General features: G+C 51.6%; 23 protein-coding genes and 1 pseudogene. 16 read left to right on the forward strand and 8 right to left on the reverse strand.

From position 1 onward, the window contains the following. Nucleotides 1–21 precede the first annotated feature (21 nt). From FEK46_RS06175 to yqhD, 3 genes and pseudogenes are all read right to left on the reverse strand, one after another. Nucleotides 22–555, reverse strand: a pseudogene (locus FEK46_RS06175) (YbjP/YqhG family protein); the annotation flags it as partial. A 199-nt stretch (nucleotides 556–754) separates the two neighbouring features. Continuing rightward, on the reverse strand, nucleotides 755–1,582 hold the full coding sequence (dkgA, locus tag FEK46_RS06185; protein WP_135559841.1) for a 2,5-didehydrogluconate reductase DkgA: 828 nt from the start codon (nucleotides 1,580–1,582) through the stop codon (nucleotides 755–757). Between the two features lie 103 nt (nucleotides 1,583–1,685). Continuing rightward, entirely contained in the window at nucleotides 1,686–2,849 is a 1,164-nt protein-coding gene (yqhD, locus tag FEK46_RS06190) for an alcohol dehydrogenase (RefSeq protein ID WP_131162515.1), read from the reverse strand. A gap of 193 nt (nucleotides 2,850–3,042) precedes the next feature. On the opposite strand from yqhD, the gene yqhC reads away from it, so the two are divergent. Further along, on the forward strand, nucleotides 3,043–3,942 hold the full coding sequence (yqhC, locus tag FEK46_RS06195) for a DNA-binding transcriptional regulator YqhC (protein ID WP_138158408.1): 900 nt from the start codon (nucleotides 3,043–3,045) through the stop codon (nucleotides 3,940–3,942). A 39-nt stretch (nucleotides 3,943–3,981) separates the two neighbouring features. Here yqhC and yghB read toward each other — a convergent pair whose 3' ends face one another. Next, nucleotides 3,982–4,641: a DedA family general envelope maintenance protein YghB gene (gene yghB, locus FEK46_RS06200; protein WP_064529651.1), complete on the reverse strand. Its 660-nt coding sequence runs from the start codon at nucleotides 4,639–4,641 to the stop codon at nucleotides 3,982–3,984. A gap of 138 nt (nucleotides 4,642–4,779) precedes the next feature. Beyond that, nucleotides 4,780–5,967, reverse strand: coding sequence for a cystathionine beta-lyase (metC, locus tag FEK46_RS06205; protein ID WP_130208039.1), 1,188 nt, complete (start codon nucleotides 5,965–5,967; stop codon nucleotides 4,780–4,782). 251 nt (nucleotides 5,968–6,218) lie between these two features. On the opposite strand from metC, the gene exbB reads away from it, so the two are divergent. After that, complete coding sequence (gene exbB, locus FEK46_RS06210; RefSeq protein ID WP_130208037.1) at nucleotides 6,219–6,953, forward strand: tol-pal system-associated acyl-CoA thioesterase; 735 nt, start codon at nucleotides 6,219–6,221, stop codon at nucleotides 6,951–6,953. 6 nt (nucleotides 6,954–6,959) lie between these two features. Further along, nucleotides 6,960–7,385 carry a TonB system transport protein ExbD gene (gene exbD / locus FEK46_RS06215; RefSeq protein ID WP_130208035.1) on the forward strand — a complete coding sequence of 142 codons (426 nt, stop codon included), beginning with the start codon at nucleotides 6,960–6,962 and terminating at the stop codon, nucleotides 7,383–7,385. Between the two features lie 158 nt (nucleotides 7,386–7,543). Here exbD and yghA read toward each other — a convergent pair whose 3' ends face one another. Next, nucleotides 7,544–8,428, reverse strand: coding sequence for an NADP(+)-dependent aldehyde reductase (yghA, locus tag FEK46_RS06220; RefSeq protein ID WP_131162512.1), 885 nt, complete (start codon nucleotides 8,426–8,428; stop codon nucleotides 7,544–7,546). Between the two features lie 190 nt (nucleotides 8,429–8,618). Between yghA and FEK46_RS06225 the strand changes: the two genes are divergently transcribed. Beyond that, nucleotides 8,619–9,113 carry a TIGR00645 family protein gene (locus FEK46_RS06225; RefSeq protein WP_000439331.1) on the forward strand — a complete coding sequence of 165 codons (495 nt, stop codon included), beginning with the start codon at nucleotides 8,619–8,621 and terminating at the stop codon, nucleotides 9,111–9,113. Nucleotides 9,114–9,152: 39 nt separating this feature from the next. Here FEK46_RS06225 and gpr read toward each other — a convergent pair whose 3' ends face one another. Continuing rightward, a complete protein-coding gene (gene gpr / locus FEK46_RS06230) occupies nucleotides 9,153–10,193 on the reverse strand; it encodes an L-glyceraldehyde 3-phosphate reductase (protein ID WP_135410457.1) in 1,041 nt (346 codons plus the stop codon). 156 nt (nucleotides 10,194–10,349) lie between these two features. Here gpr and yghX point away from each other — a divergent pair, with 156 nt between their 5' ends. The 10 genes from yghX (at nucleotide 10,350) to hybG (ending at nucleotide 18,377) form a co-directional block, all read left to right on the forward strand. Then, nucleotides 10,350–11,237 carry a YghX family hydrolase gene (yghX, locus tag FEK46_RS06235; RefSeq protein ID WP_130259446.1) on the forward strand — a complete coding sequence of 296 codons (888 nt, stop codon included), beginning with the start codon at nucleotides 10,350–10,352 and terminating at the stop codon, nucleotides 11,235–11,237. Between the two features lie 118 nt (nucleotides 11,238–11,355). Further along, the gene (yghW, locus tag FEK46_RS06240; RefSeq protein WP_001059136.1) at nucleotides 11,356–11,643 is read left to right on the forward strand and encodes a DUF2623 family protein YghW; all 288 of its coding nucleotides are present in this window, start codon (nucleotides 11,356–11,358) and stop codon (nucleotides 11,641–11,643) included. A gap of 188 nt (nucleotides 11,644–11,831) precedes the next feature. Beyond that, nucleotides 11,832–12,950 carry a hydrogenase 2 small subunit gene (gene hybO / locus FEK46_RS06245; RefSeq protein ID WP_130208025.1) on the forward strand — a complete coding sequence of 373 codons (1,119 nt, stop codon included), beginning with the start codon at nucleotides 11,832–11,834 and terminating at the stop codon, nucleotides 12,948–12,950. 2 nt (nucleotides 12,951–12,952) lie between these two features. Then, nucleotides 12,953–13,939 carry a hydrogenase 2 operon protein HybA gene (gene hybA, locus FEK46_RS06250; RefSeq protein ID WP_001081870.1) on the forward strand — a complete coding sequence of 329 codons (987 nt, stop codon included), beginning with the start codon at nucleotides 12,953–12,955 and terminating at the stop codon, nucleotides 13,937–13,939. After that, a complete protein-coding gene (hybB, locus tag FEK46_RS06255) occupies nucleotides 13,929–15,107 on the forward strand; it encodes a Ni/Fe-hydrogenase cytochrome b subunit (protein ID WP_000017694.1) in 1,179 nt (392 codons plus the stop codon). Before hybA ends, hybB begins: the two co-directional genes overlap by 11 nt. After that, nucleotides 15,104–16,807, forward strand: coding sequence for a hydrogenase 2 large subunit (gene hybC, locus FEK46_RS06260; protein WP_000083065.1), 1,704 nt, complete (start codon nucleotides 15,104–15,106; stop codon nucleotides 16,805–16,807). Before hybB ends, hybC begins: the two co-directional genes overlap by 4 nt. Beyond that, nucleotides 16,807–17,301: a HyaD/HybD family hydrogenase maturation endopeptidase gene (locus FEK46_RS06265; RefSeq protein WP_001221940.1), complete on the forward strand. Its 495-nt coding sequence runs from the start codon at nucleotides 16,807–16,809 to the stop codon at nucleotides 17,299–17,301. The genes hybC and FEK46_RS06265 overlap by 1 nt, the downstream gene beginning before the upstream one ends. Then, nucleotides 17,294–17,782 (forward strand): hydrogenase-2 assembly chaperone, encoded by a 489-nt coding sequence (gene hybE / locus FEK46_RS06270; RefSeq protein WP_000134014.1) that lies wholly within the window; start codon nucleotides 17,294–17,296, stop codon nucleotides 17,780–17,782. Before FEK46_RS06265 ends, hybE begins: the two co-directional genes overlap by 8 nt. After that, the gene (hypA, locus tag FEK46_RS06275) at nucleotides 17,775–18,116 is read left to right on the forward strand and encodes a hydrogenase maturation nickel metallochaperone HypA (RefSeq protein WP_135559840.1); all 342 of its coding nucleotides are present in this window, start codon (nucleotides 17,775–17,777) and stop codon (nucleotides 18,114–18,116) included. Before hybE ends, hypA begins: the two co-directional genes overlap by 8 nt. Before the next feature lie 12 nt (nucleotides 18,117–18,128). Continuing rightward, a complete protein-coding gene (gene hybG, locus FEK46_RS06280; RefSeq protein WP_000334896.1) occupies nucleotides 18,129–18,377 on the forward strand; it encodes a hydrogenase maturation factor HybG in 249 nt (82 codons plus the stop codon). Between the two features lie 131 nt (nucleotides 18,378–18,508). On the opposite strand, the gene yghU is transcribed toward hybG, so the two are convergent. Further along, on the reverse strand, nucleotides 18,509–19,375 hold the full coding sequence (gene yghU / locus FEK46_RS06285; protein WP_131162508.1) for a glutathione-dependent disulfide-bond oxidoreductase: 867 nt from the start codon (nucleotides 19,373–19,375) through the stop codon (nucleotides 18,509–18,511). A gap of 204 nt (nucleotides 19,376–19,579) precedes the next feature. On the opposite strand from yghU, the gene gss reads away from it, so the two are divergent. Together gss and pitB are read left to right on the forward strand one after the other, a co-directional pair. Next, the gene (gss, locus tag FEK46_RS06290; protein WP_130208023.1) at nucleotides 19,580–21,439 is read left to right on the forward strand and encodes a bifunctional glutathionylspermidine amidase/synthase; all 1,860 of its coding nucleotides are present in this window, start codon (nucleotides 19,580–19,582) and stop codon (nucleotides 21,437–21,439) included. 302 nt (nucleotides 21,440–21,741) lie between these two features. After that, nucleotides 21,742–23,241: an inorganic phosphate transporter PitB gene (gene pitB, locus FEK46_RS06295; RefSeq protein WP_130208021.1), complete on the forward strand. Its 1,500-nt coding sequence runs from the start codon at nucleotides 21,742–21,744 to the stop codon at nucleotides 23,239–23,241. The last annotated feature ends 42 nt before the right edge of the window (nucleotides 23,242–23,283 follow it).

Raw genomic sequence — 23,283 nt, forward strand, 5'->3', positions numbered from 1 at the left:
CTGTTTTCAGGGAGGAGATCAAAACAACTCGGCGACATAGGCTTCAGGCTGCTCTTTTTGCAGCGATGCCAGTAGCGCCAATATTTTTTCATTCTCACCATTAACCGACTGCCAGACGCTGCCATGATTGCTGACAATATCATCAATCACCCAACGACCATTTTCTGCCACCATTTTCAGTGTTTGCGTGGTCTTTTCTTTATCGTCTTTATAGGGACGAAAGCGCACAAGGGCATCTACGTGATCGGCATCCGTTTGAGTAACCGCGACATTTTCTAACACCAGATCGCCGTAATCCTGACAATCGCAAACCGGATCGTAATCCAGCCAGCCAATATTACCCGGCAGTGTGAGATTGTCATTCAAGGTTAGTGCCTTTTGCATTCGCGTTGATGTTATTGCTTGCTCACTGTTATCAGCGAAATAAGGAACGCTAGCCCCACCGGTATAGTGTTGATAAATCTGCCTGACTGTTTGTTCAGCGGTTAGCGAGGGGGATTGCGCCTGGAGGGTAAAACTTAAAAAGGCTGCCAAAAACAGAACCATTATTTTCATCTGTTTTTCACCTCTCCATCGCGTTTATCCCTGGTGTAGATGAGTTGTTCCTTTAAGAGCTTCCAGCTCCGCATGATGATGTCCTTACATCTGGTGTTCCTGAACAGGGGAGAGTAACAACGGGCGGGAGGCTAGGGGAATAAATGATTTCTGAAAAGTCCGGTAGCGGAACATTACCGCTACCGGGAGAATTTGTGCGTTAGCCGCTGAACTGGTCGGGATCGGGGCCGAGGCGTTTACCCTGGTCGAGTTTTGCAATGTCACCAAGTTCGTCTTTGTCGAGACGGAAATCCCAGACATCGAAGTTTTCAGCAATTCGTGAAGGGGTGACCGATTTCGGGATTACGACCAGTCCGCTATCCAGATGCCAGCGGATAACAATCTGTGCCGGGGTTTTGCCATACTTATCTGCCAGATCGCGAATGATTTTCTGATCGAATACGCCTTTCCCGCCCTGGGCTAATGGGCTCCAGGATTCGGTCTGGATTTTGTGTGTGGCGTTCCAGGCATGCAACTGACGTTGCTGCATCAGCGGGTGAAGTTCTATCTGGTTAATAACAGGCGCCACGCCAGTTTCATCAATCAGGCGCTGAAGATGGTGGATCTGGAAATTGCAGACGCCGATACTTTTGATTAATCCCTCTTTTTGCAGCTCAATCATTCCTTTCCATGCTTCGACATAATGGTCGATTGCGGGAACGGGCCAGTGCATTAAGTAGAGGTCGATATAATCAAGCTGGAGTTTTTTCAGACTGTCGAGTAGGGCTTCGCGAGGGCGCTTGTGGTTGTCGTTCCACAGTTTAGTGGTGATGAACAGATCTTCTCTGTTACGTGCGGAATTTTTCAGGGCTTTGCCGACACCTTCTTCGTTCTTGTAGGCTGCGGCGGTATCAATCGAACGATAACCCACTTCTAACGCTTTTTGAATAGCGGTGATAACTTCCTCATTACTTGCTTGCCAGACGCCCAGTCCCAGCTGGGGCATGACATTGCCGTCCTGTAGCTTAATAACGGTTGGATTAGCCATACGTTCCTCCTTATATGAACTCACCGGAGCAGGCCCCGGTGAGATGTTGTGAACTTAAGTCTGGACGAAATGCCCGAAAACGAAAGTTTGAGGCGTAAAAAGCTTAACGGGCGGCTTCGTAGATGCGGCGGCTGACTTCCAGTGTAATGTCATGATTTTCGCCCAGTTGGGTCATGCCGTGTTCTTCCAGTTTTTTCAGCAATGCCGGGATAGAGCTGCCGTCCAGACCGTAGTCGGAAAGATGCGTCGGCACGCCTAATTGCTCGAAGAAGTTACGGGTAGCGGCAATCGCGGCGTCAATGCGCTCGTCGTCGGAACCTTCGGTGATGTTCCAGACGCGTTCAGCGTATTGCAGCAGTTTCGCACGCTTGGTGTCGCGTTTTTCATTCCACAGAGCAGGCAGGACGATAGCCAGAGTTTGTGCGTGATCCAGACCGTGCATAGCGGTCAGTTCGTGGCCCAGCATATGCGTTGCCCAGTCCTGAGGTACGCCAGCGCCGATCAAACCGTTCAGCGCTTGGGTCGCCGCCCACATAACGTTGGCGCGCACATCGTAGTTTTCTGGTTCTTTCAGGGCCTTCGGACCATCTTCGATCAGCGTCAGCAAAATACCTTCTGCGAAGCGATCCTGGATTTTGGCATCAACCGGTTTGGTCACATACTGTTCTACGGTGTGCACAAAGGCGTCCACTACGCCGTTAGCCACCTGGCGCGGCGGCAGGGTATAGGTATAAACCGGATCGAGTACGGCAAATACCGGCTGAACATGGGCAGAATGGAACGCCTGTTTGTCGCCAGTGGTTTTACGGGAGATAACCGCGCCCGCGTTAGATTCAGAACCGGTCGCTGGCAGCGTCAGCACACAGCCCATCGGGATAGCGCTTTTAATCTCTTTACCGCCCGTTTGCAGAATGTGCCACGGATCAATATTTTCCGGATAGTTAGCCGCTGCGGCGATAAATTTGGTGCCATCCAGCACGGACCCGCCGCCAACCGCCAACAGGAAAGTCACTTTCTGTTCGCGAACCAGTTTTACGGCGTTCATCAGCGTTTCATAAGCCGGGTTTGGTTCGATACCGCCAAACTCCAGTACGTCCATACCTTTCAGTGCATCCAGAACTTGATCGAGGACGCCGGTTTTTTTCACACTACCACCGCCGTAGGTAATCAATACGCGGGCACCATGAGGAATTTGCTCGCGTAAACCAGCGATAGCGCCTTTACCAAACAGAATGCGGGTTGGGGTGTGCAGATTAAAGTTGTTCATTACTTGCTCCCTTTGCTGGGTCAATATGAGGGCAGAGATCGGTCTGCCTGATGTTTTTCATTGTGGTCGCCTGCGTCGTGGCTCTCAATGCTCATTTCTGTCAATGTCTTGCCTATTTCTCCAGGGTACTGGAGAAATGGTACAAAATTGCGCACAATCAAATTGCCGCATTATTCCTAAGAAATTACGCGATATGAAACGTGAAGAGATATGCCGCCTACTGACGGATAAAATTAATAGACTGAAAGATAAAGAAAATAGTTTGTCAGATATGTTGCCTGATGTGCGCTTATTGTATGGCGAGAACCCCGGTGCGCGTACGCCAGTGATGTATGAACCTGGCATCATAATTCTCTTTTCCGGGCATAAAATCGGTTATATCAATGAACGCGTGTTTCGCTATGACGCCAATGAATACCTGCTGCTGACGGTGCCCTTGCCGTTTGAGTGCGAAACCTATGCCACGCCAGAGGTGCCGCTGGCGGGGGTGCGTCTCAATGTCGATATTTTGCAGTTACAAGAGCTATTGATGGACATTGGCGAAGATGAACATTTCCAGCCGTCGATGGCTGCCAGCGGTATAAATTCCGCTACATTGTCCGAAGAGATTTTATGCGCGGCGGAGCGGTTACTGGATGTGATGGAACGACCGCTGGATGCGCGCATTCTCGGTAAACAGATTATCCGCGAAATTCTTTACTATGTGCTGACGGGGCCTTGCGGCGGCGCGTTACTGGCACTGGTCAGTCGCCAGACGCATTTCAGCCTGATTAGCCGCGTGCTGAAACGAATTGAGAATAAATACACCGAAAACCTGAGCGTTGAGCAACTGGCAGCAGAAGCCAATATGAGCGTTTCGGCGTTCCACCATAATTTTAAGTCTGTCACCAGTACCTCGCCGTTGCAGTATCTGAAGAATTACCGTCTGCATAAGGCGCGAATGATGATAATCCACGACGGCATGAAGGCCAGCGCGGCGGCGATGCGCGTCGGCTATGAAAGCGCGTCGCAATTTAGCCGTGAGTTTAAACGTTATTTCGGTGTGACGCCGGGAGAAGATGCCGCCAGAATGCGGGCGATGCAGGGGAGTTAAATGCGTTCCCGGCATGGCCACCGGGAACGGAGGAAATCGTCAGGCACTAGAGTACTTTTTTTTAATCACCACGAACAGCGTGCCTAGCAAGCCAGCGGTTAGCAAGGCAATCGGCAGGATCATCAGGAACGTCATCACCTGATCTTCATGGCGTTTTACAAACGGGATCATGCTTAAGGCATAGCCAAAACTGGTTACCACGCTGACCCATAACAACCCGCTTAACCAGTTGAAAAACTGGAAGCGGCGGTTTGGCAGTCCGGAAATCCCCGCCATGGTTGGCAGCAGCGTGCGGACAAAGGCGAGAAAACGTCCAGCAAGCAGCGCCAACAGACCGTGGCGGTCAAACATACAGGTGGCGCGCTGGTGATATTTGGCCGGAAGCTGTGCCAGCCAGCCTTTCACCGTTTTGGTATTACCCAGCCAGCGCCCCTGAATATAACTCAACCAACAACCCAGGCTGGCTGCGGCAGTCAGAATCGTGATTGTTGGCAGAAAATCCATAACCCCCTGGGCAATCAATGCGCCAGCCAGAATCAACAAGCTGTCGCCAGGCAAAAATGAGGCGGGCAGCAGGCCGTTTTCTAAAAACAGCGTGGCAAACATGACAAAGTAAACAACGCTAACAATGTGAGGGTCCGCCAGCGCGGCAAAGTCATGTTGCCAGAGCGCAGCGATAATATCTTGAATAACAGCCATGGACTTTCCTGTGGAACAGCGTTTAAGCCTTAATTTGACTATTGTACTCCTGAATCGTCCGGGACGCCTTGATCCCGGACGCAACAATTTAAGACTATTCACAATTAAATGTCTGCAAAATTGTCCAAATTGGCAACGTTACACAATTCGCGCGAAGCCGGCGTCCAGATCGGCAATCAGATCGTCGACGTTTTCCAGACCAATATGCAGGCGAATCAAGGTGCCGCTAAAATCGATCTTACCTTGTGGGCGGATGGCGGCGAGATGTTCTGGCTGGTTCGCGAGGATCAAGGATTCATACCCGCCCCATGAGAAGGCCATGCTGAATAACCTGAAGTTATCCAGATAGTTCGCCAGTTCTTCATCATTAAGTTTTTTCTTCAGTACAAAGGAAAATAGTCCGCTGCTACCTGTAAAGTCTCGTTTCCAGAACTCATGGCCTTTACTGCCTGGCAGAGCAGGGTGGTTAACTCGCTCAACCTGCGGATGTGCGGCCAGCCATTCTGCCACTTTCAGGCTGCTTTCATGATGTTGGCGCAGACGCACGCCCAGTGTACGCAGGCCACGACTGGTCATATAGGCGGTATCGGCGTCGACCATCTGCCCCATCAGATAGGCATTTTCCCGCAGTTGCTCCCAGCAACGGGCATTGCACACAGCAGTGCCAATCATCGCATCCGAATGCCCTACCAGATATTTGGTGGCGGCCTGAATAGAAACATCAATACCAAAATCAAGAGCTTTGAACAGCACTCCGGCAGCCCAGGTGTTATCGATCATAATGATGGCGTCCGGCACCACACTGCGTACGGCGGCAACAATCGCCGGAACGTCGTGGACTTCCATGGTGATGGAGCCTGGCGATTCCAGAAACACGATTTTAGTGTTTGGCTGCAGATGTTTAACGATATCGGCACCAATCAGCGGATCAAACCATGATGTCGTTACGCCCAACTTGCTGAGGATTTTGCTACAGAAATCCTGGCTCGGCTCGTAGGCGGTATTGGTCATCAACACATGATCGCCCTGTTCAACAAAAGCAAGAATGGAATTGGCAACCGCTGCCGCCCCGCAAGGAAACAGCGCGCAACCTGCGCCACCTTCCAGTTCGCACATCGCTTCTTGTAAGGAGAAATGGGTTAACGTTCCGCGCCGTCCATAGAACAACTCGCCATTGGCGCGATTGCGCGTCGCATGTTTTTTGGCTTCCACACTGTCAAAAACCAGCGAAGAGGCGCGCTGAATCACGCTATTTACCGCGCCGAGAGTGTATTTTTTGCTGCGTCCTGCATTGACCAGTTGAGTATCAAGTTGTTTGTCTGCCATGTTGGGATTCCTGTTTTTATACGTCTGGATGTCTAAACTAGCACGAATGAGGTCATGCGCATCCTGAAGAATTGGCATAAAGCAGAAAAATTTCGCAAAAGGTGTACTGGTGACTTTTTTACTGCGTAAACGCAAAGAAAAGAAAGCAAAGGTACGGCAGTATGCAAATAGTAATGAGAACGACTATCAATTCGACGTCGTTTTGATATTATTGTGCGCAGATTTTGTGACTTGCGTCCTGGAGATACACAGTGGGTAATAATTTAATGCAGACGGACCTTTCCGTCTGGGGTATGTATCAGCACGCCGATATTGTGGTTAAGTGCGTGATGATTGGGCTTATTCTGGCCTCCGTAGTCACCTGGGCAATCTTTTTCAGTAAGAGCGTAGAGTTCTTCAACCAGAAGCGTCGCCTGAAGCGCGAGCAGCAACTGCTGGCTGAAGCACGCTCTTTAAACCAGGCCAGCGATATCGCCGCTGATTTTGGTAGCAAAAGCTTAAGCCTGCATTTGCTCAATGAAGCGCAGAACGAGCTGGAACTGTCAGAAGGCAGCGACGATAACGAAGGTATTAAAGAGCGTACCAGTTTCCGCCTTGAGCGTCGGGTCGCCGCAGTAGGTCGTCAAATGGGCCGCGGTAACGGTTATCTTGCTACCATCGGCGCAATTTCGCCGTTCGTTGGTCTGTTTGGTACGGTCTGGGGCATCATGAACAGCTTTATTGGTATCGCGCAAACGCAAACTACCAACCTGGCAGTGGTTGCACCGGGTATTGCAGAAGCGTTGCTGGCAACGGCAATCGGTCTGGTGGCAGCGATTCCGGCGGTCGTTATCTATAACGTATTTGCACGCCAGATTGGCGGCTTTAAAGCGATGCTTGGCGATGTCGCAGCGCAGGTATTGTTGCTGCAAAGCCGTGACCTGGATCTGGAAGCCAGCGCCGCTGCGCATCCGGTTCGTGTTGCACAAAAATTACGCGCAGGATAATGTCCGATGGCAATGCATCTTAACGAAAACCTCGACGATAACGGCGAAATGCATGATATCAACGTGACGCCGTTTATCGACGTGATGTTGGTTCTGCTGATTATCTTTATGGTGGCGGCACCGTTAGCGACGGTAGATGTGAAGGTGAACTTGCCTGCTTCTACCAGCACGCCGCAGCCGCGCCCGGAAAAACCGGTTTATCTGTCGGTGAAGGCGGACAACTCAATGTTTATCGGTAACGATCCGGTCACCGATGAAACGATGGTTACGGCGCTGAATGCGTTAACCGAAGGTAAGAAAGATACCACCATCTTCTTCCGTGCAGATAAGACCGTCGACTACGAGATGTTGATGAAGGTAATGGATAAGCTGCATCAGGCAGGTTACCTGAAGATTGGTCTGGTCGGCGAAGAAACTGCCAAAGCGAAGTAAAGCGAATTGCCTGATGCGCTACACTTATCTGGCCTACAAAATTTATCGCAACGTGTTGAGTTTTCATGAGTTTGTAGGTCGGATAAGGCGTTTACGCCGCATCCGGCAAGGTTAAAAGCACAATGATGCCCGGTTGCTATCACACAACCGGGTATTTTTTAGCCTAAATGTTCGCCGCCACACACGCCGTGCACTTCTGCGGTGACATAGCTCGACTCCTGACTTGCCAGATAAACATATACAGGGGCCAGCTCCGCCGGTTGCCCCGCACGTTTCATCGGTGTTTTCTGACCAAACTGCGGGATCTTATCCTGCGTCTGTCCGCCGGAAATTTGCAGTGCTGTCCAGATAGGGCCTGGCGCGACAATATTCACCCGAATACCTTTCTCCGCGACTTGTTTTGCCAGGCCACGGCTGTAGTTCAGAATCGCCGCCTTCGTAGCCGCATAGTCCAGCAAATGCGGGCTTGGCTGGTAGGCCTGGATTGACGAAGTGGTGATGATACTGGCGCCTTTCGGTAGCAGGGGAATTGCTTCCTGGGTTAGCCAGAACAGCGCGAAAACGTTAATGGCAAAGGTCTTTTGAAACTGTTCGCTGGTGAGGTCTGCAATATCAGGAATGGCAACCTGTTTCCCGGCGACCAGCGCCATAATATCCAGCCCGCCTAATGCCTTATGCGCGTCGTGAACCAGCGAACGGGCAAATTTCTCATCGCTTAAATCGCCCGGCAGCAGAATGGCTTTGCGTCCGCATTCTTCAATGATCTTTTTCACATCCTGAGCATCTTCTTCTTCCACGGGAAGATAACTGATCGCCACGTCAGCCCCTTCACGGGCGTAAGCGATGGCGGCAGCGCGACCGATTCCGGAATCGCCCCCTGTCACCAGTGCTTTACGATCTTTCAGGCGACCGCTACCGACATAGGTTTTCTCGCCGCAATCTGGCACGGGCGTCATCTTCGCCTGGATGCCGGGCGCTGGTTGTTTCTGTTTGGGATATTCACCAGTGTAATACTGTGTGGTCGGGTCTTTTAAATGAGACATCGCTTTTCTCCCTTCAGGTTCAACGTCCTTTAAGGGTAGACGCACGCGCCACGGTAATCAGGGAACCAGGAAGATCCCTAAACCTCGGATTTATGCGATAACGGGTTAACGTATATGTTGATTTGCTGTTGCGTGCTGTTAACTCAATTGCGATATACTGTTGCCCGTTTTAACTACACGACAGGAATGTATGGAACGTTTTCTTGAAAATGCAATGTATGCTTCTCGCTGGCTGCTTGCCCCCGTGTACTTTGGCCTTTCGCTGGCGCTGGTTGCCCTGGCGCTGAAGTTCTTTCAGGAGATTATTCACGTCCTGCCGAATATCTTCTCAATGGCAGAATCAGATTTGATCCTCGTGTTGCTGTCGCTGGTGGATATGACGCTGGTTGGCGGTTTGCTGGTGATGGTGATGTTTTCCGGTTATGAGAATTTCGTCTCGCAGCTGGATATCTCCGAGAACAAAGAGAAACTGAACTGGCTGGGGAAAATGGACGCAACGTCGCTAAAAAACAAAGTGGCAGCGTCGATTGTGGCAATCTCTTCCATTCACTTACTGCGCGTCTTTATGGATGCGAAAAATGTCCCGGATAACAAACTGATGTGGTACGTCATTATCCATCTGACGTTTGTGCTTTCTGCATTTGTGATGGGCTATCTTGACCGACTGACTCGTCATAATCACTGATCTTATTCGGGCGCGGTTCTCGCGCCCGGTATGAACTTGTTATTTATCGGAAGATGCTTGCCACAGGTTTAGCTCGCCATCGGCAATATGCTGGTCAATCTGCGCCAGTTCTTCGGCACTAAACGCCAGATTATTCAATGCCTGCACGTTCTCCTCCAGTTGCTCTGGACGACTGGCACCAATCAATACCGACGTCACTCGCTCATCTTTCAGCAACCAGCTTAACGCCATTTGCGCCATCGACTGACCGCGCTGCTGCGCCATTTCATTCAATAACCGCAGGCTGTTGAGGTTAGCGTCGGTGAGCATTTTCGGTGTCAGGCCGCGCACTTTATGACCTTCGCGATGCATCCGTGAATCTTCAGGAATGCCGTTGAGATATTTTCCGGTCAGCAATCCCTGGGCCAGTGGAGTGAAGGCAATGCAGCCCACGCCGTTATTTTGCAGGGTATCCAGCAGGCCACTTTTATCCACCCAGCGGTTCAGTAAATTGTATGAAGGCTGATGAATTAACAGCGGAATTTTCCACTCGCGCAGCAACTCGACCATTTTTTGCGTCCGCTCTGGCGAGTATGAAGAGATCCCAACATACAGCGCCTTACCACTTTGCACCGCATGGGCAAGCGCAGAGGCGGTTTCTTCCATTGGCGTATTTTCATCGACGCGATGAGAGTAAAAGATATCGACATACTCAAGCCCCATACGCTTCAGGCTTTGGTCGAGACTGGCAAGCAGGTATTTACGCGATCCGCCAGAGCCGTAAGGGCCGGGCCACATATCGTAGCCAGCTTTAGTGGAGATGATTAATTCGTCACGATAAGCAGCAAAATCTTCCCGCAGCAGGCGGCCAAAGTTCTCTTCTGCACTGCCTGGAGGCGGGCCGTAGTTGTTGGCTAAATCAAAGTGCGTAATGCCCAAATCAAACGCTTTACGCAGAATCGCACGCTGTGATTCCAGCGCGTTAACGTGACCGAAATTGTGCCATAAACCGAGCGATAACGCGGGCAGGCGTAATCCGCTTTTTCCGCAATAGCGGTACTGCATTTGCCCGTAACGTTCGGGATTCGCTAACCAGACCATGACATCTCCTTTCCACCATTCAATTTCGAAACAATGTTTCTAGTCTAGCGATTTACCAGGGCGTATCCCGTAGCATCGCTCACAGAGTGACGAAAAACTGGGCAAAAACACACGCTTATGCTTTGCTTAAAAAAACAACAGTTGAGGAATAAAACGATGCCGCGTTTGACCGCCAAAGATTTTCCGCAAGAGTTGCTGGATTACTACGACTATTACGCTCATGGGAAAATATCAAAACGTGAGTTTCTCAACCTGGCAGCGAAGTACGCGGTGGGCGGGATGACGGCGTTAGCGTTGTTTGATTTGCTCAAGCCAAATTACGCGTGGGCGACCCAGGTGGAGTTTACCGACCCGGAGATTGTCGCTGAGTACATCACATATCCTTCGCCAAATGGTCACGGCGAGGTTCGTGGTTATCTGGTGAAGCCTGCGAAGATGAGCGACAAAACACCCGCTGTGGTGGTCGTGCATGAAAATCGTGGGCTGAATCCGTATATCGAAGATGTAGCACGGCGGGTGGCTAAAGCGGGATACATCGCTCTGGCACCCGACGGTTTAAGTTCCGTTGGTGGTTACCCGGGAAATGATGATAAAGGCCGCGAACTGCAACAGCAGGTTGATCCAACCAAACTGATGAATGATTTCTTTGCCGCAATTGAGTTTATGCAACGCTATCCCCAAGCCTCGGGCAAAGTTGGCATAACCGGATTTTGCTATGGCGGTGGTGTCTCGAACGCGGCTGCCGTGGCGTATCCGGAACTGGCCTGCGCGGTGCCGTTTTATGGTCGCCAGGCACCTACTGCCGATGTGGCGAAGATCGAAGCGCCTTTACTGCTCCACTATGCTGAACTGGACACCCGAATCAATGAGGGCTGGCCCGCTTACGAGGCGGCGTTGAAGGCTAATAACAAAGTCTATGAAGCGTATATTTATCCGGGGGTTAACCATGGATTCCATAATGATTCCACGCCACGTTATGACAAATCAGCCGCCGATCTTGCCTGGCAAAGGACGCTGACATGGTTCGATAAATATCTTTCCTGAAGTGTTTATCCCTTAAAGGATAACGTCCTACATGTGCAGGAAAAAATAGCGTGCGTAAAAGTCGGAGTTTGCCTAAAATATCGCTATATATACTGATATATAACGTTTGAGGTAAACGATGAATAACCATTTCGGTAAAGGCTTAATGGCGGGATTAAAAGCAACGCATGCCGACAGTGCAGTTAATGTGACTAAATTTTGCGCCGATTATAAACGTGGTTTTGTATTAGGCTACTCGCACCGGATGTATGAAAAGACCGGCGATCGCCAGCTCAGCGCCTGGGAAGCGGGTATTCTGACGCGCCGTTATGGGCTGGATAAAGAGATGGTAATGGATTTCTTTCGTGAGAATAATTCCTGTTCTACGTTGCGCTTTTTTATGGCGGGTTATCGCCTCGAAAATTGATCAAACATACGTATTATCTTGCTTTAATTAATTACACTAATGCTTATTCCCTTCGTTTTAGCGCCCCGCCGCAGTATCATTGTAATGATAACCATAATAAATGTGTGGTAAATGGCGCATCGATCGCATTATTGATTTTGCGGTTGAGGCAAAATATATGCCAGGTCTTCGCAACGGAATAACTATAAATGACTGGAGATAACACCCTCATCCATTCTCACGGCATTAATCGTCGTGATTTCATGAAGCTTTGTGCAGCATTAGCCGCCACCATGGGGTTAAGTAGCAAAGCCGCCGCAGAGATGGCCGAATCGGTCACTAACCCGCAGCGCCCGCCGGTTATCTGGATTGGCGCGCAGGAATGCACTGGTTGTACGGAATCTCTGCTTCGTGCGACGCATCCAACGGTAGAAAACCTCGTGCTGGAGACTATCTCTCTGGAGTATCACGAAGTGCTTTCTGCCGCCTTCGGCCATCAGGTTGAAGAGAACAAACACAACGCGCTCGAGAAATACAAAGGGCAGTATGTGTTGGTTGTGGATGGTTCCATCCCATTAAAAGATAACGGTATTTATTGCATGGTTGCCGGTGAGCCGATTGTGGACCACATCCGCAAAGCGGCAGAAGGCGCAGCAGCCATTATCGCTATCGGTTCCTGCTCCGCGTGGGGCGGCGTCGCCGCTGCCGGGGTTAACCCGACTGGCGCGGTCAGCCTGCAAGAAGTTCTGCCAGGCAAAACCGTTATTAACATTCCAGGCTGCCCGCCGAACCCGCACAACTTCCTCGCGACCGTTGCGCACATCATCACTTACGGTAAACCGCCGAAGCTGGATAACAAAAACCGCCCGACCTTCGCTTATGGTCGTCTGATTCACGAACATTGCGAACGTCGTCCGCACTTCGATGCTGGTCGTTTTGCCAAAGAGTTCGGCGATGAAGGCCACCGCGAAGGCTGGTGCCTGTACCACCTCGGCTGTAAAGGGCCAGAAACTTACGGCAACTGCTCAACGCTGCAATTCTGCGACGTTGGCGGCGTGTGGCCGGTGGCAATTGGTCACCCATGCTATGGCTGTAACGAAGAAGGTGTCGGCTTCCATAAAGGCATCCATCAGCTTGCCAACGTCGAAAACCAGACGCCGCGTTCACAAAAACCGGATGTCAACGCTAAAGAAGGCGGCAACGTCTCTGCGGGCGCTATCGGTTTGCTCGGCGGTGTGGTTGGGCTGGTTGCCGGTGTCAGCGTGATGGCGGTGCGTGAACTGGGTCGTCAGCAAAAGAAAGATAACGCTGACTCACGGGGAGAATAACCGTGAACAGACGTAATTTTATTAAAGCAGCCTCCTGCGGGGCATTGCTGACGGGCGCACTGCCGTCTGTCAGTCATGCGGCTGCTGAAAACCGCCCGCCAATTCCGGGATCGCTGGGTATGTTGTACGACTCGACCTTGTGCGTAGGCTGTCAGGCTTGCGTCACCAAGTGTCAGGATATCAACTTCCCTGAACGTAACCCGCAAGGGGAACAGACCTGGTCGAACAACGACAAACTGTCGCCGTATACCAATAACATCATTCAGGTGTGGACCAGCGGCACGGGCGTCAACAAAGACCAGGAAGAGAACGGCTACGCGTACATTAAGAAACAGTGTATGCATTGCGTCGATCCGAACTGTGTCTCCGTGTGTCCGGTTTCTGCACTGAAAAAAGATCCGAAAACCGGCATTGTCCATTACGACAAAGATGTGTGCACCGGCTGCCGTTACTGCATGGTTGCCTGTCCGTACAACGTGCCGAAGTACGACTACAACAACCCGTTTGGTGCGCTGCATAAGTGCGAACTGTGCAACCAGAAAGGTGTGGAACGTCTCGATAAAGGCGGTCTGCCTGGCTGCGTAGAAGTATGCCCGGCGGGGGCGGTGATTTTTGGTACGCGTGAAGAGCTGATGGCGGAGGCGAAAAAACGTCTGGCGCTGAAGCCTGGCAGCGAATACCACTATCCGCGTCAGACGCTGAAATCTGGCGACACTTACCTGCATACGGTGCCGAAATATTATCCGCATCTGTACGGCGAGAAAGAGGGCGGCGGTACTCAGGTTCTGGTACTGACGGGTGTGCCTTATGAAAATCTCGACCTGCCGAAACTGGACGATCTTTCTACCGGTGCGCGTTCCGAAAATATTCAACACACCCTGTATAAAGGCATGATGCTACCACTGGCTGTGCTGGCGGGCTTAACCGTGCTGGTTCGTCGCAACACCAAAAACGACCATCACGACGGAGGAGACGATCATGAGTCATGATCCACAACCGCTGGGCGGCAAAATCATCAGTAAACCGGTCATGATTTTTGGACCGTTAATCGTCATCTGTATGCTCCTGATTGTGAAGCGTCTGGTGTTCGGTCTGGGCTCTGTCTCCGACCTGAACGGCGGCTTCCCGTGGGGCGTGTGGATCGCGTTTGACCTGTTGATCGGCACCGGCTTTGCCTGTGGCGGCTGGGCGCTGGCGTGGGCGGTATACGTCTTTAACCGTGGGCAATACCATCCGCTGGTGCGTCCGGCGCTGTTGGCAAGTCTGTTCGGTTATTCACTGGGCGGCTTGTCGATCACTATCGACGTGGGTCGCTACTGGAACCTGCCGTACTTCTACATTCCGGGTCACTTCAACGTGAACTCGGTTCTGTTTGAGACGGCGGTCTGTATGACCATCTACATCGGCGTGATGGCACTGGAGTTTGCTCCGGCACTGTTTGAACGTCTGGGCTGGAAGGTTTCTCTCAAGCGTCTGAACAAGGTGATGTTCTTCATCATTGCACTTGGCGCGCTGTTGCCGACCATGCACCAGTCTTCAATGGGGTCGCTGATGATCTCGGCGGGCTACAAAGTGCATCCGCTGTGGCAAAGCTATGAAATGTTGCCGCTGTTCTCGCTGCTGACGGCGTTCATCATGGGCTTCTCGATTGTCATCTTTGAAGGTTCGTTGGTGCAGGCGGGTCTGCGTGGCAATGGTCCAGATGAAAAGAGCCTGTTCGTCAAGCTGACCAACACCATCAGTGTGTTGCTGGCGATTTTCATCGTGCTGCGCTTTGGCGAGCTTATCTATCGCGACAAGCTGTCGTTAGCGTTTGCCGGTGACTTCTACTCCGTGATGTTCTGGATTGAAGTCCTGCTGATGCTCTTCCCGCTGGTGGTTCTGCGTGTGGCGAAGCTGCGTAATGATTCCCGCATGCTGTTCTTGTCGGCACTGAGCGCGCTGTTAGGTTGTGCAACCTGGCGTCTGACCTATTCGCTGGTGGCATTCAACCCGGGCGGCGGTTACGCCTACTTCCCGACCTGGGAAGAACTGTTGATTTCTATTGGTTTTGTGGCTATTGAGATTTGCGCTTACATCGTACTCATTCGTCTACTGCCGATACTTCCTCCTTTAAAACAAAACGATCATAATCGTCATGAGGCGAGCAAAGCATGAGCCAGAGAATTACTATTGATCCGGTAACCCGAATTGAAGGGCATTTACGCATCGATTGCGAAATCGAAAATGGCGTCGTTTCGAAAGCATGGGCTTCCGGTACCATGTGGCGCGGCATGGAAGAGATCGTGAAAAACCGCGATCCGCGCGATGCATGGATGATTGTGCAACGTATCTGTGGCGTATGTACTACCACTCACGCGCTGTCTTCCGTTCGTGCGGCAGAAAGTGCGCTGAATATCGACGTTCCGGTTAACGCGCAATACATCCGTAACATCATTCTGGCTGCGCACACCACGCATGACCATATCGTTCATTTCTATCAGCTTTCGGCGCTGGACTGGGTGGACATCACTTCTGCACTGCAAGCTGACCCAACCAAAGCCTCCGAAATGCTGAAAGGCGTTTCGACCTGGCATCTGAACAGCCCGGAAGAGTTCACCAAAGTTCAGAACAAGATCAAAGATCTGGTTGCCAGCGGTCAGTTGGGTATTTTCGCCAATGGCTACTGGGGTCACCCGGCGATGAAACTGCCGCCGGAAGTGAACCTGATTGCGGTAGCGCACTACCTGCAAGCGTTGGAGTGCCAGCGTGACGCTAACCGCGTCGTGGCACTGCTGGGCGGTAAAACGCCGCACATTCAGAACCTGGCGGTAGGTGGTGTTGCGAACCCGATCAACCTCGACGGTCTGGGTGTGCTGAACCTTGAGCGCCTGATGTACATCAAGTCTTTCATCGACAAGCTGAGCGACTTTGTTGAGCAGGTTTACAAGGTTGATACCGCAGTTATCGCCGCGTTCTACCCGGAATGGCTGACGCGCGGTAAAGGTGCGGTGAACTACCTGAGCGTGCCGGAATTCCCGACCGACAGCAAAAACGGCAGCTTCCTGTTCCCGGGCGGCTACATTGAGAATGCGGATCTGTCCTCGTATCGTCCGATCACTTCCCATTCCGATGAATACCTGATCAAAGGGATTCAGGAAAGCGCGAAGCACTCCTGGTATAAAGACGAAGCGCCGCAGGCACCGTGGGAAGGCACCACCATTCCGGCTTACGACGGTTGGTCTGACGACGGTAAATACTCCTGGGTGAAATCGCCGACTTTCTACGGCAAAACGGTAGAAGTGGGTCCGCTGGCTAACATGCTGGTGAAACTGGCGGCAGGTCGCGAGTCTACCCAGAACAAACTGAATGAAATCGTTGCGATTTATCAGAAACTGACTGGCAACACGCTGGAAGTGGCGCAGCTGCACTCCACGCTGGGCCGTATTATTGGTCGTACCGTTCACTGCTGCGAATTGCAGGATATCCTGCAAAACCAGTACAGTGCACTGATCACCAATATCGGCAAAGGAGATCACACCACCTTTGTGAAGCCGAACATTCCGGCAACGGGTGAGTTTAAAGGCGTTGGCTTCCTCGAAGCGCCGCGCGGTATGCTCTCTCACTGGATGGTGATCAAAGACGGTATCATCAGCAACTACCAGGCGGTTGTTCCATCAACCTGGAACTCCGGTCCGCGTAACTTCAATGATGACGTCGGTCCTTACGAGCAGTCGCTGGTGGGTACACCGGTTGCCGATCCGAATAAACCGCTGGAAGTGGTGCGTACCATTCACTCCTTCGACCCGTGCATGGCCTGTGCGGTACACGTAGTGGATGCCGACGGCAACGAAGTGGTTTCAGTGAAGGTTCTGTAATGCGTATTTTAGTCTTAGGGGTCGGCAATATTTTGCTGACCGATGAAGCCATCGGTGTGCGGATTGTTGAAGCGTTAGAGCAACGATACATTCTGCCGGATTATGTTGAGATCCTCGATGGCGGCACGGCGGGAATGGAGCTGCTTGGCGACATGGCAAATCGCGATCATCTGATTATTGCCGATGCCATTGTCTCGAAAAAGAACGCGCCGGGAACGATGATGATCCTGCGGGATGAAGAAGTTCCGGCGTTGTTTACCAACAAAATCTCTCCGCATCAGCTTGGCCTGGCCGACGTCTTGTCGGCCCTGCGCTTCACCGGCGAGTTTCCGAAAAAGCTGACCCTGGTCGGCGTAATTCCGGAATCACTGGAGCCGCACATCGGCTTGACGCCGACGGTCGAAGCGATGATTGAACCTGCGCTTGAGCAGGTTCTGGCTGCGCTGCGCGAATCAGGCGTGGAAGCCATCCCACGGGAGGCGACTCATGACTGAAGAGATAGCAGGTTTCCAGACCTCCCCGAAGGCGCAAGTACAGGCTGCGTTTGAAGAAATTGCCCGGCGTTCGATGCACGATCTCTCTTTTCTGCATCCTTCAATGCCGGTGTATGTTTCCGACTTTACGCTGTTCGAAGGTCAGTGGACGGGGTGTGTGATCACCCCGTGGATGCTGAGTGCAGTTATCTTCCCCGGCCCGGATCAACTCTGGCCGCTGCGCAAAGTGAGTGAAAAAATCGGTCTGCAACTGCCGTATGGCACTATGACCTTTACCGTTGGCGAACTGGACGGTGTGTCGCAATACCTCTCCTGTTCGCTGATGTCGCCGCTTTCGCACAGCATGTCGATTGAAGAGGGCCAACGCCTGACGGATGACTGCGCGCGAATGATCCTTTCGCTGCCAGTCACTAATCCGGATGTACCACATGCAGGGCGTCGCGCCCTGCTGTTTGGTCGCAGGAGTGGCGAAAATGCATGAGTTGTCGCTTTGCCAGAGCGCCGTTGAGATTATCCAACGGCAGGCGGAGCAGCACGATGTTAAGCGCGTCACCGCCGTGTGGCTGGAAATTGGCGCGCTCTCCTGCGTTGAGGAGAGCGCCGTCCGTTTTAGTTTTGAAATTGTCTGCCAGGGAACGGTGGCGCAAGGGTGCGATTTACATATCGTCTATAAATCCGCCCAGGCCTGGTGTTGGGATTGCAGCCAGGTGGTGGAGATTCATCAGCACGATGCGCAGTGTCCGCTCTGTCACGGCGAGCGGTTGCGTGTCGATACCGGCGATTCGCTGATCGTCAAAAGTATTGAAGTTGAATAACCGGAGTTAACAATGTGTATTGGCGTTCCAGGCCAGGTGCTGGCTGTCGGTGAAGATATTCACCAGCTTGCGCAGGTTGAAGTATGTGGTATCAAGCGCGACGTGAATATCGCCCTGATTTGCGAAGGTAACCCTGCCGATCTGCTGGGCCAGTGGGTACTGGTGCACGTCGGATTTGCCATGAGCATCATCGACGAAGACGAAGCCAAAGCCACATTAGACGCACTGCGCCAAATGGATTACGACATTACCAGCGCGTGATGATTAAAACCGGATGCTTTCGTAGGCCTGATAAGACGCGCGAGCGTCGCATCAGGCATTGTGCTTGATTGCCGGATGCGGCGTGAACGCCTTGTCCGGCCTACATGGCTTGCTGCGATATGCACCAACCATTACCCCTGACGCTTATCTTCCGTATTTGTCTCGAAATCACTGGCGTCATGGCGCTCATGCAACTGCTCGTTCAGCGGCCCGTTGGTGCGGTTAACAATACGCCCACGTTTCACTGCCGGACGTTCGCCCACTTCTTTCGCCCAGCGTTGCACATGCTTATAACTGCCCGCATCAAGAAACTCTGCGGCATCATACACGCCACCTAACACCACGTTGCCAAACCACGGCCAAATCGCCATATCCGCAATGGTGTACTCGTCTCCCGCAACAAACTTGTGCTGCGCCAGCTGCTTATCCAGCACGTCGAGAAGACGCTTGGCTTCCATGGTAAAGCGGTTAATGGCGTACTCAATTTTCACTGGCGCGTAATGATAAAAGTGACCAAAACCACCGCCGAGGAACGGCGCAGCCCCTTGTAACCAGAACAGCCAGTTCAGCGTTTCAGTTCGCTTCGCCAGATCCTGCGGCAGGAAGTAGCCAAATTTCTCGGCCAGATAAAGCAGAATCGATCCTGACTCAAACACGCGGATTGGCGGGTTATGCGTATGATCGCGCAGAGCGGGAATTTTCGAGTTCGGGTTCACTTCGACAAAACCGCTGGAGAATTGATCGCCATCGCCAATGCGAATCAGCCACGCGTCGTACTCTGCGCCGGTGACGCCCAGCGCCAGCAGCTCCTCAAGCATAATCGTTACTTTCTGACCGTTCGGCGTTCCCAGCGAATAGAGTTGCAATGGGTGTTTGCCAACGGGCAGCGTTTTTTCATGTGTCGGACCAGAAACCGGGCGATTGATATTGGCGAACGCGCCGCCAGCGGATTTATCCCACGTCCAGACTTTCGCGGGCTGATAAGTATTGTCTGCCATAGTGAGTTGCCTTCTGAGTGGTAGTGTTGAAGCAGTGTAGCAGGTCACTTGCTGTACAGAATGTGAATTTTTTAACCCTTTGCGCCAGCCGCTGCGTTGAGGTGTATGATAAGTCTAACCTCTGTCCGGTTAATGTCGCTGAGCAGGTAATCAGAGCACAACAATTACGCCAACTGCTTAGGTTGTATTGTTAAAGGTAAAGTGATGAGCAAAGGAACGACCAGCCAGGATGCCCCGTTCGGGACGTTATTGGGCTACGCCCCCGGTGGTGTAGCAATCTACTCTTCAGATTACAGTTCTCTCGATCCGCAGGAATACGAAGATGATGCCGTATTCCGTAGCTATATCGACGACGAATATATGGGCCACAAATGGCAATGCGTTGAGTTTGCTCGCCGTTTTCTCTTTCTGAACTACGGTGTGGTCTTCACTGACGTGGGCATGGCGTGGGAGATTTTCTCGCTGCGCTTCTTGCGTGAAGTGGTTAATGACAACATTCTGCCATTGCAGGCATTTCCTAACGGTTCGCCGCGTGCGCCGGTCGCGGGCGCGCTTCTTATCTGGGATAAAGGCGGTGAATTTAAAGATACCGGCCATGTCGCCATCATTACGCAATTACATGGCAACAAAGTCCGTATTGCCGAACAGAACGTGATTCATTCCCCGTTGCCGCAAGGGCAACAGTGGACGCGCGAGCTGGAGATGGTGGTAGAAAACGGCTGCTATACCCTCAAAGACACCTTTGATGACACCACTATTCTGGGTTGGATGATTCAGACGGAAGATACCGAATACAGCTTGCCACAGCCGGAAATTGCAGGCGATTTGTTGAAGATCAGCGGAGCGCGCCTGGAAGACAAAGGCCAGTTTGACGGTAAATGGCTGGATGAAAAAGATCCGCTGCAAAACGCCTACGTGCAGGCGAACGGTCAGGTGATCAATCAGGATCCGTATCATTACTACACCATTACGGAGAGCGCCGAACAGGAACTGGTTAAAGCCACCAACGAGCTGCATCTGATGTATCTTCACGCTACCGATAAAGTGCTGAAAGATGACAACCTGCTGGCACTGTTCGATATTCCGAAAATCCTCTGGCCGCGTTTGCGTCTCTCCTGGCAGCGTCGTCGCCACCATATGATCACCGGTCGTATGGATTTTTGTATGGATGAGCGTGGCCTGAAGGTCTATGAATACAACGCCGACTCCGCCTCCTGTCATACTGAAGCGGGCTTGATCCTCGAACGTTGGGCGGAGCAGGGCTATAAAGGCAACGGCTTCAATCCGGCGGAAGGTCTGATTACCGAACTGGCTGGCGCGTGGAAACACAGTCGCGCGCGTCCGTTTGTCCATATCATGCAGGACAAAGATATTGAAGAGAACTATCACGCTCAGTTTATGGAGCAGGCGCTGCAACAGGCGGGCTTTGAAACGCGTATCTTGCGCGGGCTAGATGAACTGGGCTGGGATGCTGCCGGACAACTAATTGATGGGGAAGGGCGACTGGTTAACTGCGTTTGGAAGACCTGGGCGTGGGAAACGGCGTTTGATCAGATTCGCGAAGTCAGCGACCGTGAATTTGCTGCGGTCCCGATTCGCACTGGTCACCCGCAAAATGAAGTGCGCCTGATCGACGTTCTGCTGCGTCCGGAAGTGCTGGTCTTTGAACCGCTTTGGACGGTTATCCCTGGCAACAAAGCGATTCTGCCAATTCTCTGGTCGCTGTTCCCGCATCATCGTTATCTGCTGGATACCGATTTCACTGTTAATGATGAACTGGTGAAAACCGGTTACGCCGTGAAACCGATTGCCGGTCGCTGTGGTAGCAATATCGACCTGGTCAGCCATCATGAAGAGGTGCTCGACCAAACCAGCGGTAAATTTGCCGAGCAGAAAAATATCTACCAGCAACTGTGGTGTCTGCCAAAAGTGGACGGTAAATACATTCAGGTATGTACTTTCACCGTGGGCGGCAACTACGGTGGGACGTGTTTGCGCGGCGATGAATCTCTGGTCATCAAAAAAGAGAGTGATATTGAGCCGTTAATTGTGCTGAAAGAGTAATAGACTTTTTCGCAAACCCGTGCTGATTATCAAAAATAGTCAGCACGGAAAATCGTTCATGGAATGCTCAAGATATTGAATATTGAAATACATTAAGTTAATAAATTCACTATATGAATGTATTAATGATTGAAATGATTCGCCATTAATTATTTCTTAAAATTTTGAATGGCAACTTATTATCTGATACTAAAGAAATAACACTCTTTTTATCGTTAAAAAATGATATTTCACTTTGCCCGCGCCGTTAAAGTCACTGATAATGCGTCCGTTCGTAAATTCAAAATGGCGTAATCTAATATATGCTAAATTTATTTGTTGGCCTTGATATATACACAGGGCTTTTGTTATTACTTGCTCTGGCATTTGTGTTGTTCTACGAAGCAATTAATGGTTTTCATGACACGGCGAATGCGGTGGCAACCGTTATTTATACTCGTGCCATGCAGCCACAACTTGCCGTGGTGATGGCGGCATTTTTTAACTTTTTTGGCGTATTGCTTGGCGGACTTAGCGTCGCCTATGCCATCGTCCATATGTTGCCAACTGATTTGTTGCTGAATATGGGGTCAACCCACGGTCTGGCGATGGTCTTTTCCATGCTGCTGGCGGCGATTATCTGGAACCTGGGAACGTGGTTCTTTGGTTTACCGGCCTCCAGTTCACACACATTGATTGGCGCGATTATCGGCATCGGCTTAACCAACGCGCTATTGACCGGCTCGTCGGTGATGGATGCGTTAAACCTGCGTGAAGTGACCAAGATTTTCTCCTCGTTAATTGTCTCCCCCATCGTCGGCCTGGTCATTGCGGGTGGTCTGATTTTCCTGCTGCGCCGTTTCTGGAGCGGGACGAAAAAGCGTGACCGTATTCACCGCATTCCTGAAGATCGCAAAAAGAAAAAAGGCAAACGTAAGCCGCCATTCTGGACGCGTATTGCGCTGATTGTTTCCGCTGCGGGCGTGGCGTTTTCGCACGGCGCGAACGACGGGCAGAAAGGGATCGGCCTGGTGATGCTGGTACTGGTGGGGATTGCCCCTGCAGGTTTCGTCGTCAATATGAACGCGTCCGGCTATGAAATTACCCGTACCCGCGATGCCGTCATCAATTTCGAACACTATCTGCAACAGCATCCTGAACTACCGCAGAAGTTGATTGCGATGGAACCTCCATTGCCTGCGGCATCGACTGATGGCACGCAAGTGACGGAGTTCCATTGTCATCCGGCAAATACCTTTGATGCGATTGCGCGCGTTAAAACGATGCTGCCGGGCAATATGGAAAGCTACGAGCCGTTAAACGTAAGTCAACGCAGTCAGCTGCGCCGTATTATGCTTTGTATCTCTGATACCTCTGCGAAGCTGGCGAAACTGCCAGGCGTTAGCAAAGAAGACCAGAGCCTGCTGAAAAAACTGCGCAGCGATATGTTAAGCACCATTGAATATGCTCCAGTGTGGATCATCATGGCGGTGGCTTTAGCACTCGGTATTGGCACCATGATTGGCTGGCGCCGTGTAGCGATGACCATCGGTGAGAAAATTGGTAAGCGCGGCATGACTTATGCACAAGGGATGGCGGCGCAGATGACGGCGGCGGTATCTATCGGTCTTGCCAGTTATATTGGGATGCCTGTTTCCACAACTCACGTACTCTCTTCTGCGGTGGCGGGGACGATGGTGGTAGATGGCGGTGGGTTACAGCGTAAAACGGTAACCAGTATCCTGATGGCGTGGGTGTTTACCTTACCGGCGGCAATTTTTCTGTCTGGTAGTCTGTACTGGATTGCATTGCAGCTTATCTAACCTTCCTGTTAATGCCCGGTCCTGCGATCGGGCATTATCACT

The sequence above is a fragment of the Escherichia sp. E4736 genome (assembly GCF_005781225.1).
Taxonomy (GTDB): domain Bacteria; phylum Pseudomonadota; class Gammaproteobacteria; order Enterobacterales; family Enterobacteriaceae; genus Escherichia.

What these genes read in the sequence shown, in the direction of transcription:
- hybB (WP_000017694.1), top strand. Translation starts at nt 13,929, where the DNA reads ATGAGTCATGATCCACAACCGCTGGGCGGCAAAATCATCAGTAAACCG.
- yghX (WP_130259446.1), top strand. Translation starts at nt 10,350, where the DNA reads ATGCCGCGTTTGACCGCCAAAGATTTTCCGCAAGAGTTGCTGGATTAC.
- yqhC (WP_138158408.1), top strand. Translation starts at nt 3,043, where the DNA reads ATGAAACGTGAAGAGATATGCCGCCTACTGACGGATAAAATTAATAGA.
- hybE (WP_000134014.1), top strand. Translation starts at nt 17,294, where the DNA reads ATGACTGAAGAGATAGCAGGTTTCCAGACCTCCCCGAAGGCGCAAGTA.
- yghA (WP_131162512.1), bottom strand. Translation starts at nt 8,428, where the DNA reads ATGTCTCATTTAAAAGACCCGACCACACAGTATTACACTGGTGAATAT.
- hypA (WP_135559840.1), top strand. Translation starts at nt 17,775, where the DNA reads ATGCATGAGTTGTCGCTTTGCCAGAGCGCCGTTGAGATTATCCAACGG.
- yghW (WP_001059136.1), top strand. Translation starts at nt 11,356, where the DNA reads ATGAATAACCATTTCGGTAAAGGCTTAATGGCGGGATTAAAAGCAACG.
- gss (WP_130208023.1), top strand. Translation starts at nt 19,580, where the DNA reads ATGAGCAAAGGAACGACCAGCCAGGATGCCCCGTTCGGGACGTTATTG.
- hybO (WP_130208025.1), top strand. Translation starts at nt 11,832, where the DNA reads ATGACTGGAGATAACACCCTCATCCATTCTCACGGCATTAATCGTCGT.
- exbD (WP_130208035.1), top strand. Translation starts at nt 6,960, where the DNA reads ATGGCAATGCATCTTAACGAAAACCTCGACGATAACGGCGAAATGCAT.
- metC (WP_130208039.1), bottom strand. Translation starts at nt 5,967, where the DNA reads ATGGCAGACAAACAACTTGATACTCAACTGGTCAATGCAGGACGCAGC.
- FEK46_RS06225 (WP_000439331.1), top strand. Translation starts at nt 8,619, where the DNA reads ATGGAACGTTTTCTTGAAAATGCAATGTATGCTTCTCGCTGGCTGCTT.
- gpr (WP_135410457.1), bottom strand. Translation starts at nt 10,193, where the DNA reads ATGGTCTGGTTAGCGAATCCCGAACGTTACGGGCAAATGCAGTACCGC.
- pitB (WP_130208021.1), top strand. Translation starts at nt 21,742, where the DNA reads ATGCTAAATTTATTTGTTGGCCTTGATATATACACAGGGCTTTTGTTA.
- yghB (WP_064529651.1), bottom strand. Translation starts at nt 4,641, where the DNA reads ATGGCTGTTATTCAAGATATTATCGCTGCGCTCTGGCAACATGACTTT.
- dkgA (WP_135559841.1), bottom strand. Translation starts at nt 1,582, where the DNA reads ATGGCTAATCCAACCGTTATTAAGCTACAGGACGGCAATGTCATGCCC.
- hybG (WP_000334896.1), top strand. Translation starts at nt 18,129, where the DNA reads ATGTGTATTGGCGTTCCAGGCCAGGTGCTGGCTGTCGGTGAAGATATT.
- yqhD (WP_131162515.1), bottom strand. Translation starts at nt 2,849, where the DNA reads ATGAACAACTTTAATCTGCACACCCCAACCCGCATTCTGTTTGGTAAA.
- yghU (WP_131162508.1), bottom strand. Translation starts at nt 19,375, where the DNA reads ATGGCAGACAATACTTATCAGCCCGCGAAAGTCTGGACGTGGGATAAA.
- hybC (WP_000083065.1), top strand. Translation starts at nt 15,104, where the DNA reads ATGAGCCAGAGAATTACTATTGATCCGGTAACCCGAATTGAAGGGCAT.
- FEK46_RS06265 (WP_001221940.1), top strand. Translation starts at nt 16,807, where the DNA reads ATGCGTATTTTAGTCTTAGGGGTCGGCAATATTTTGCTGACCGATGAA.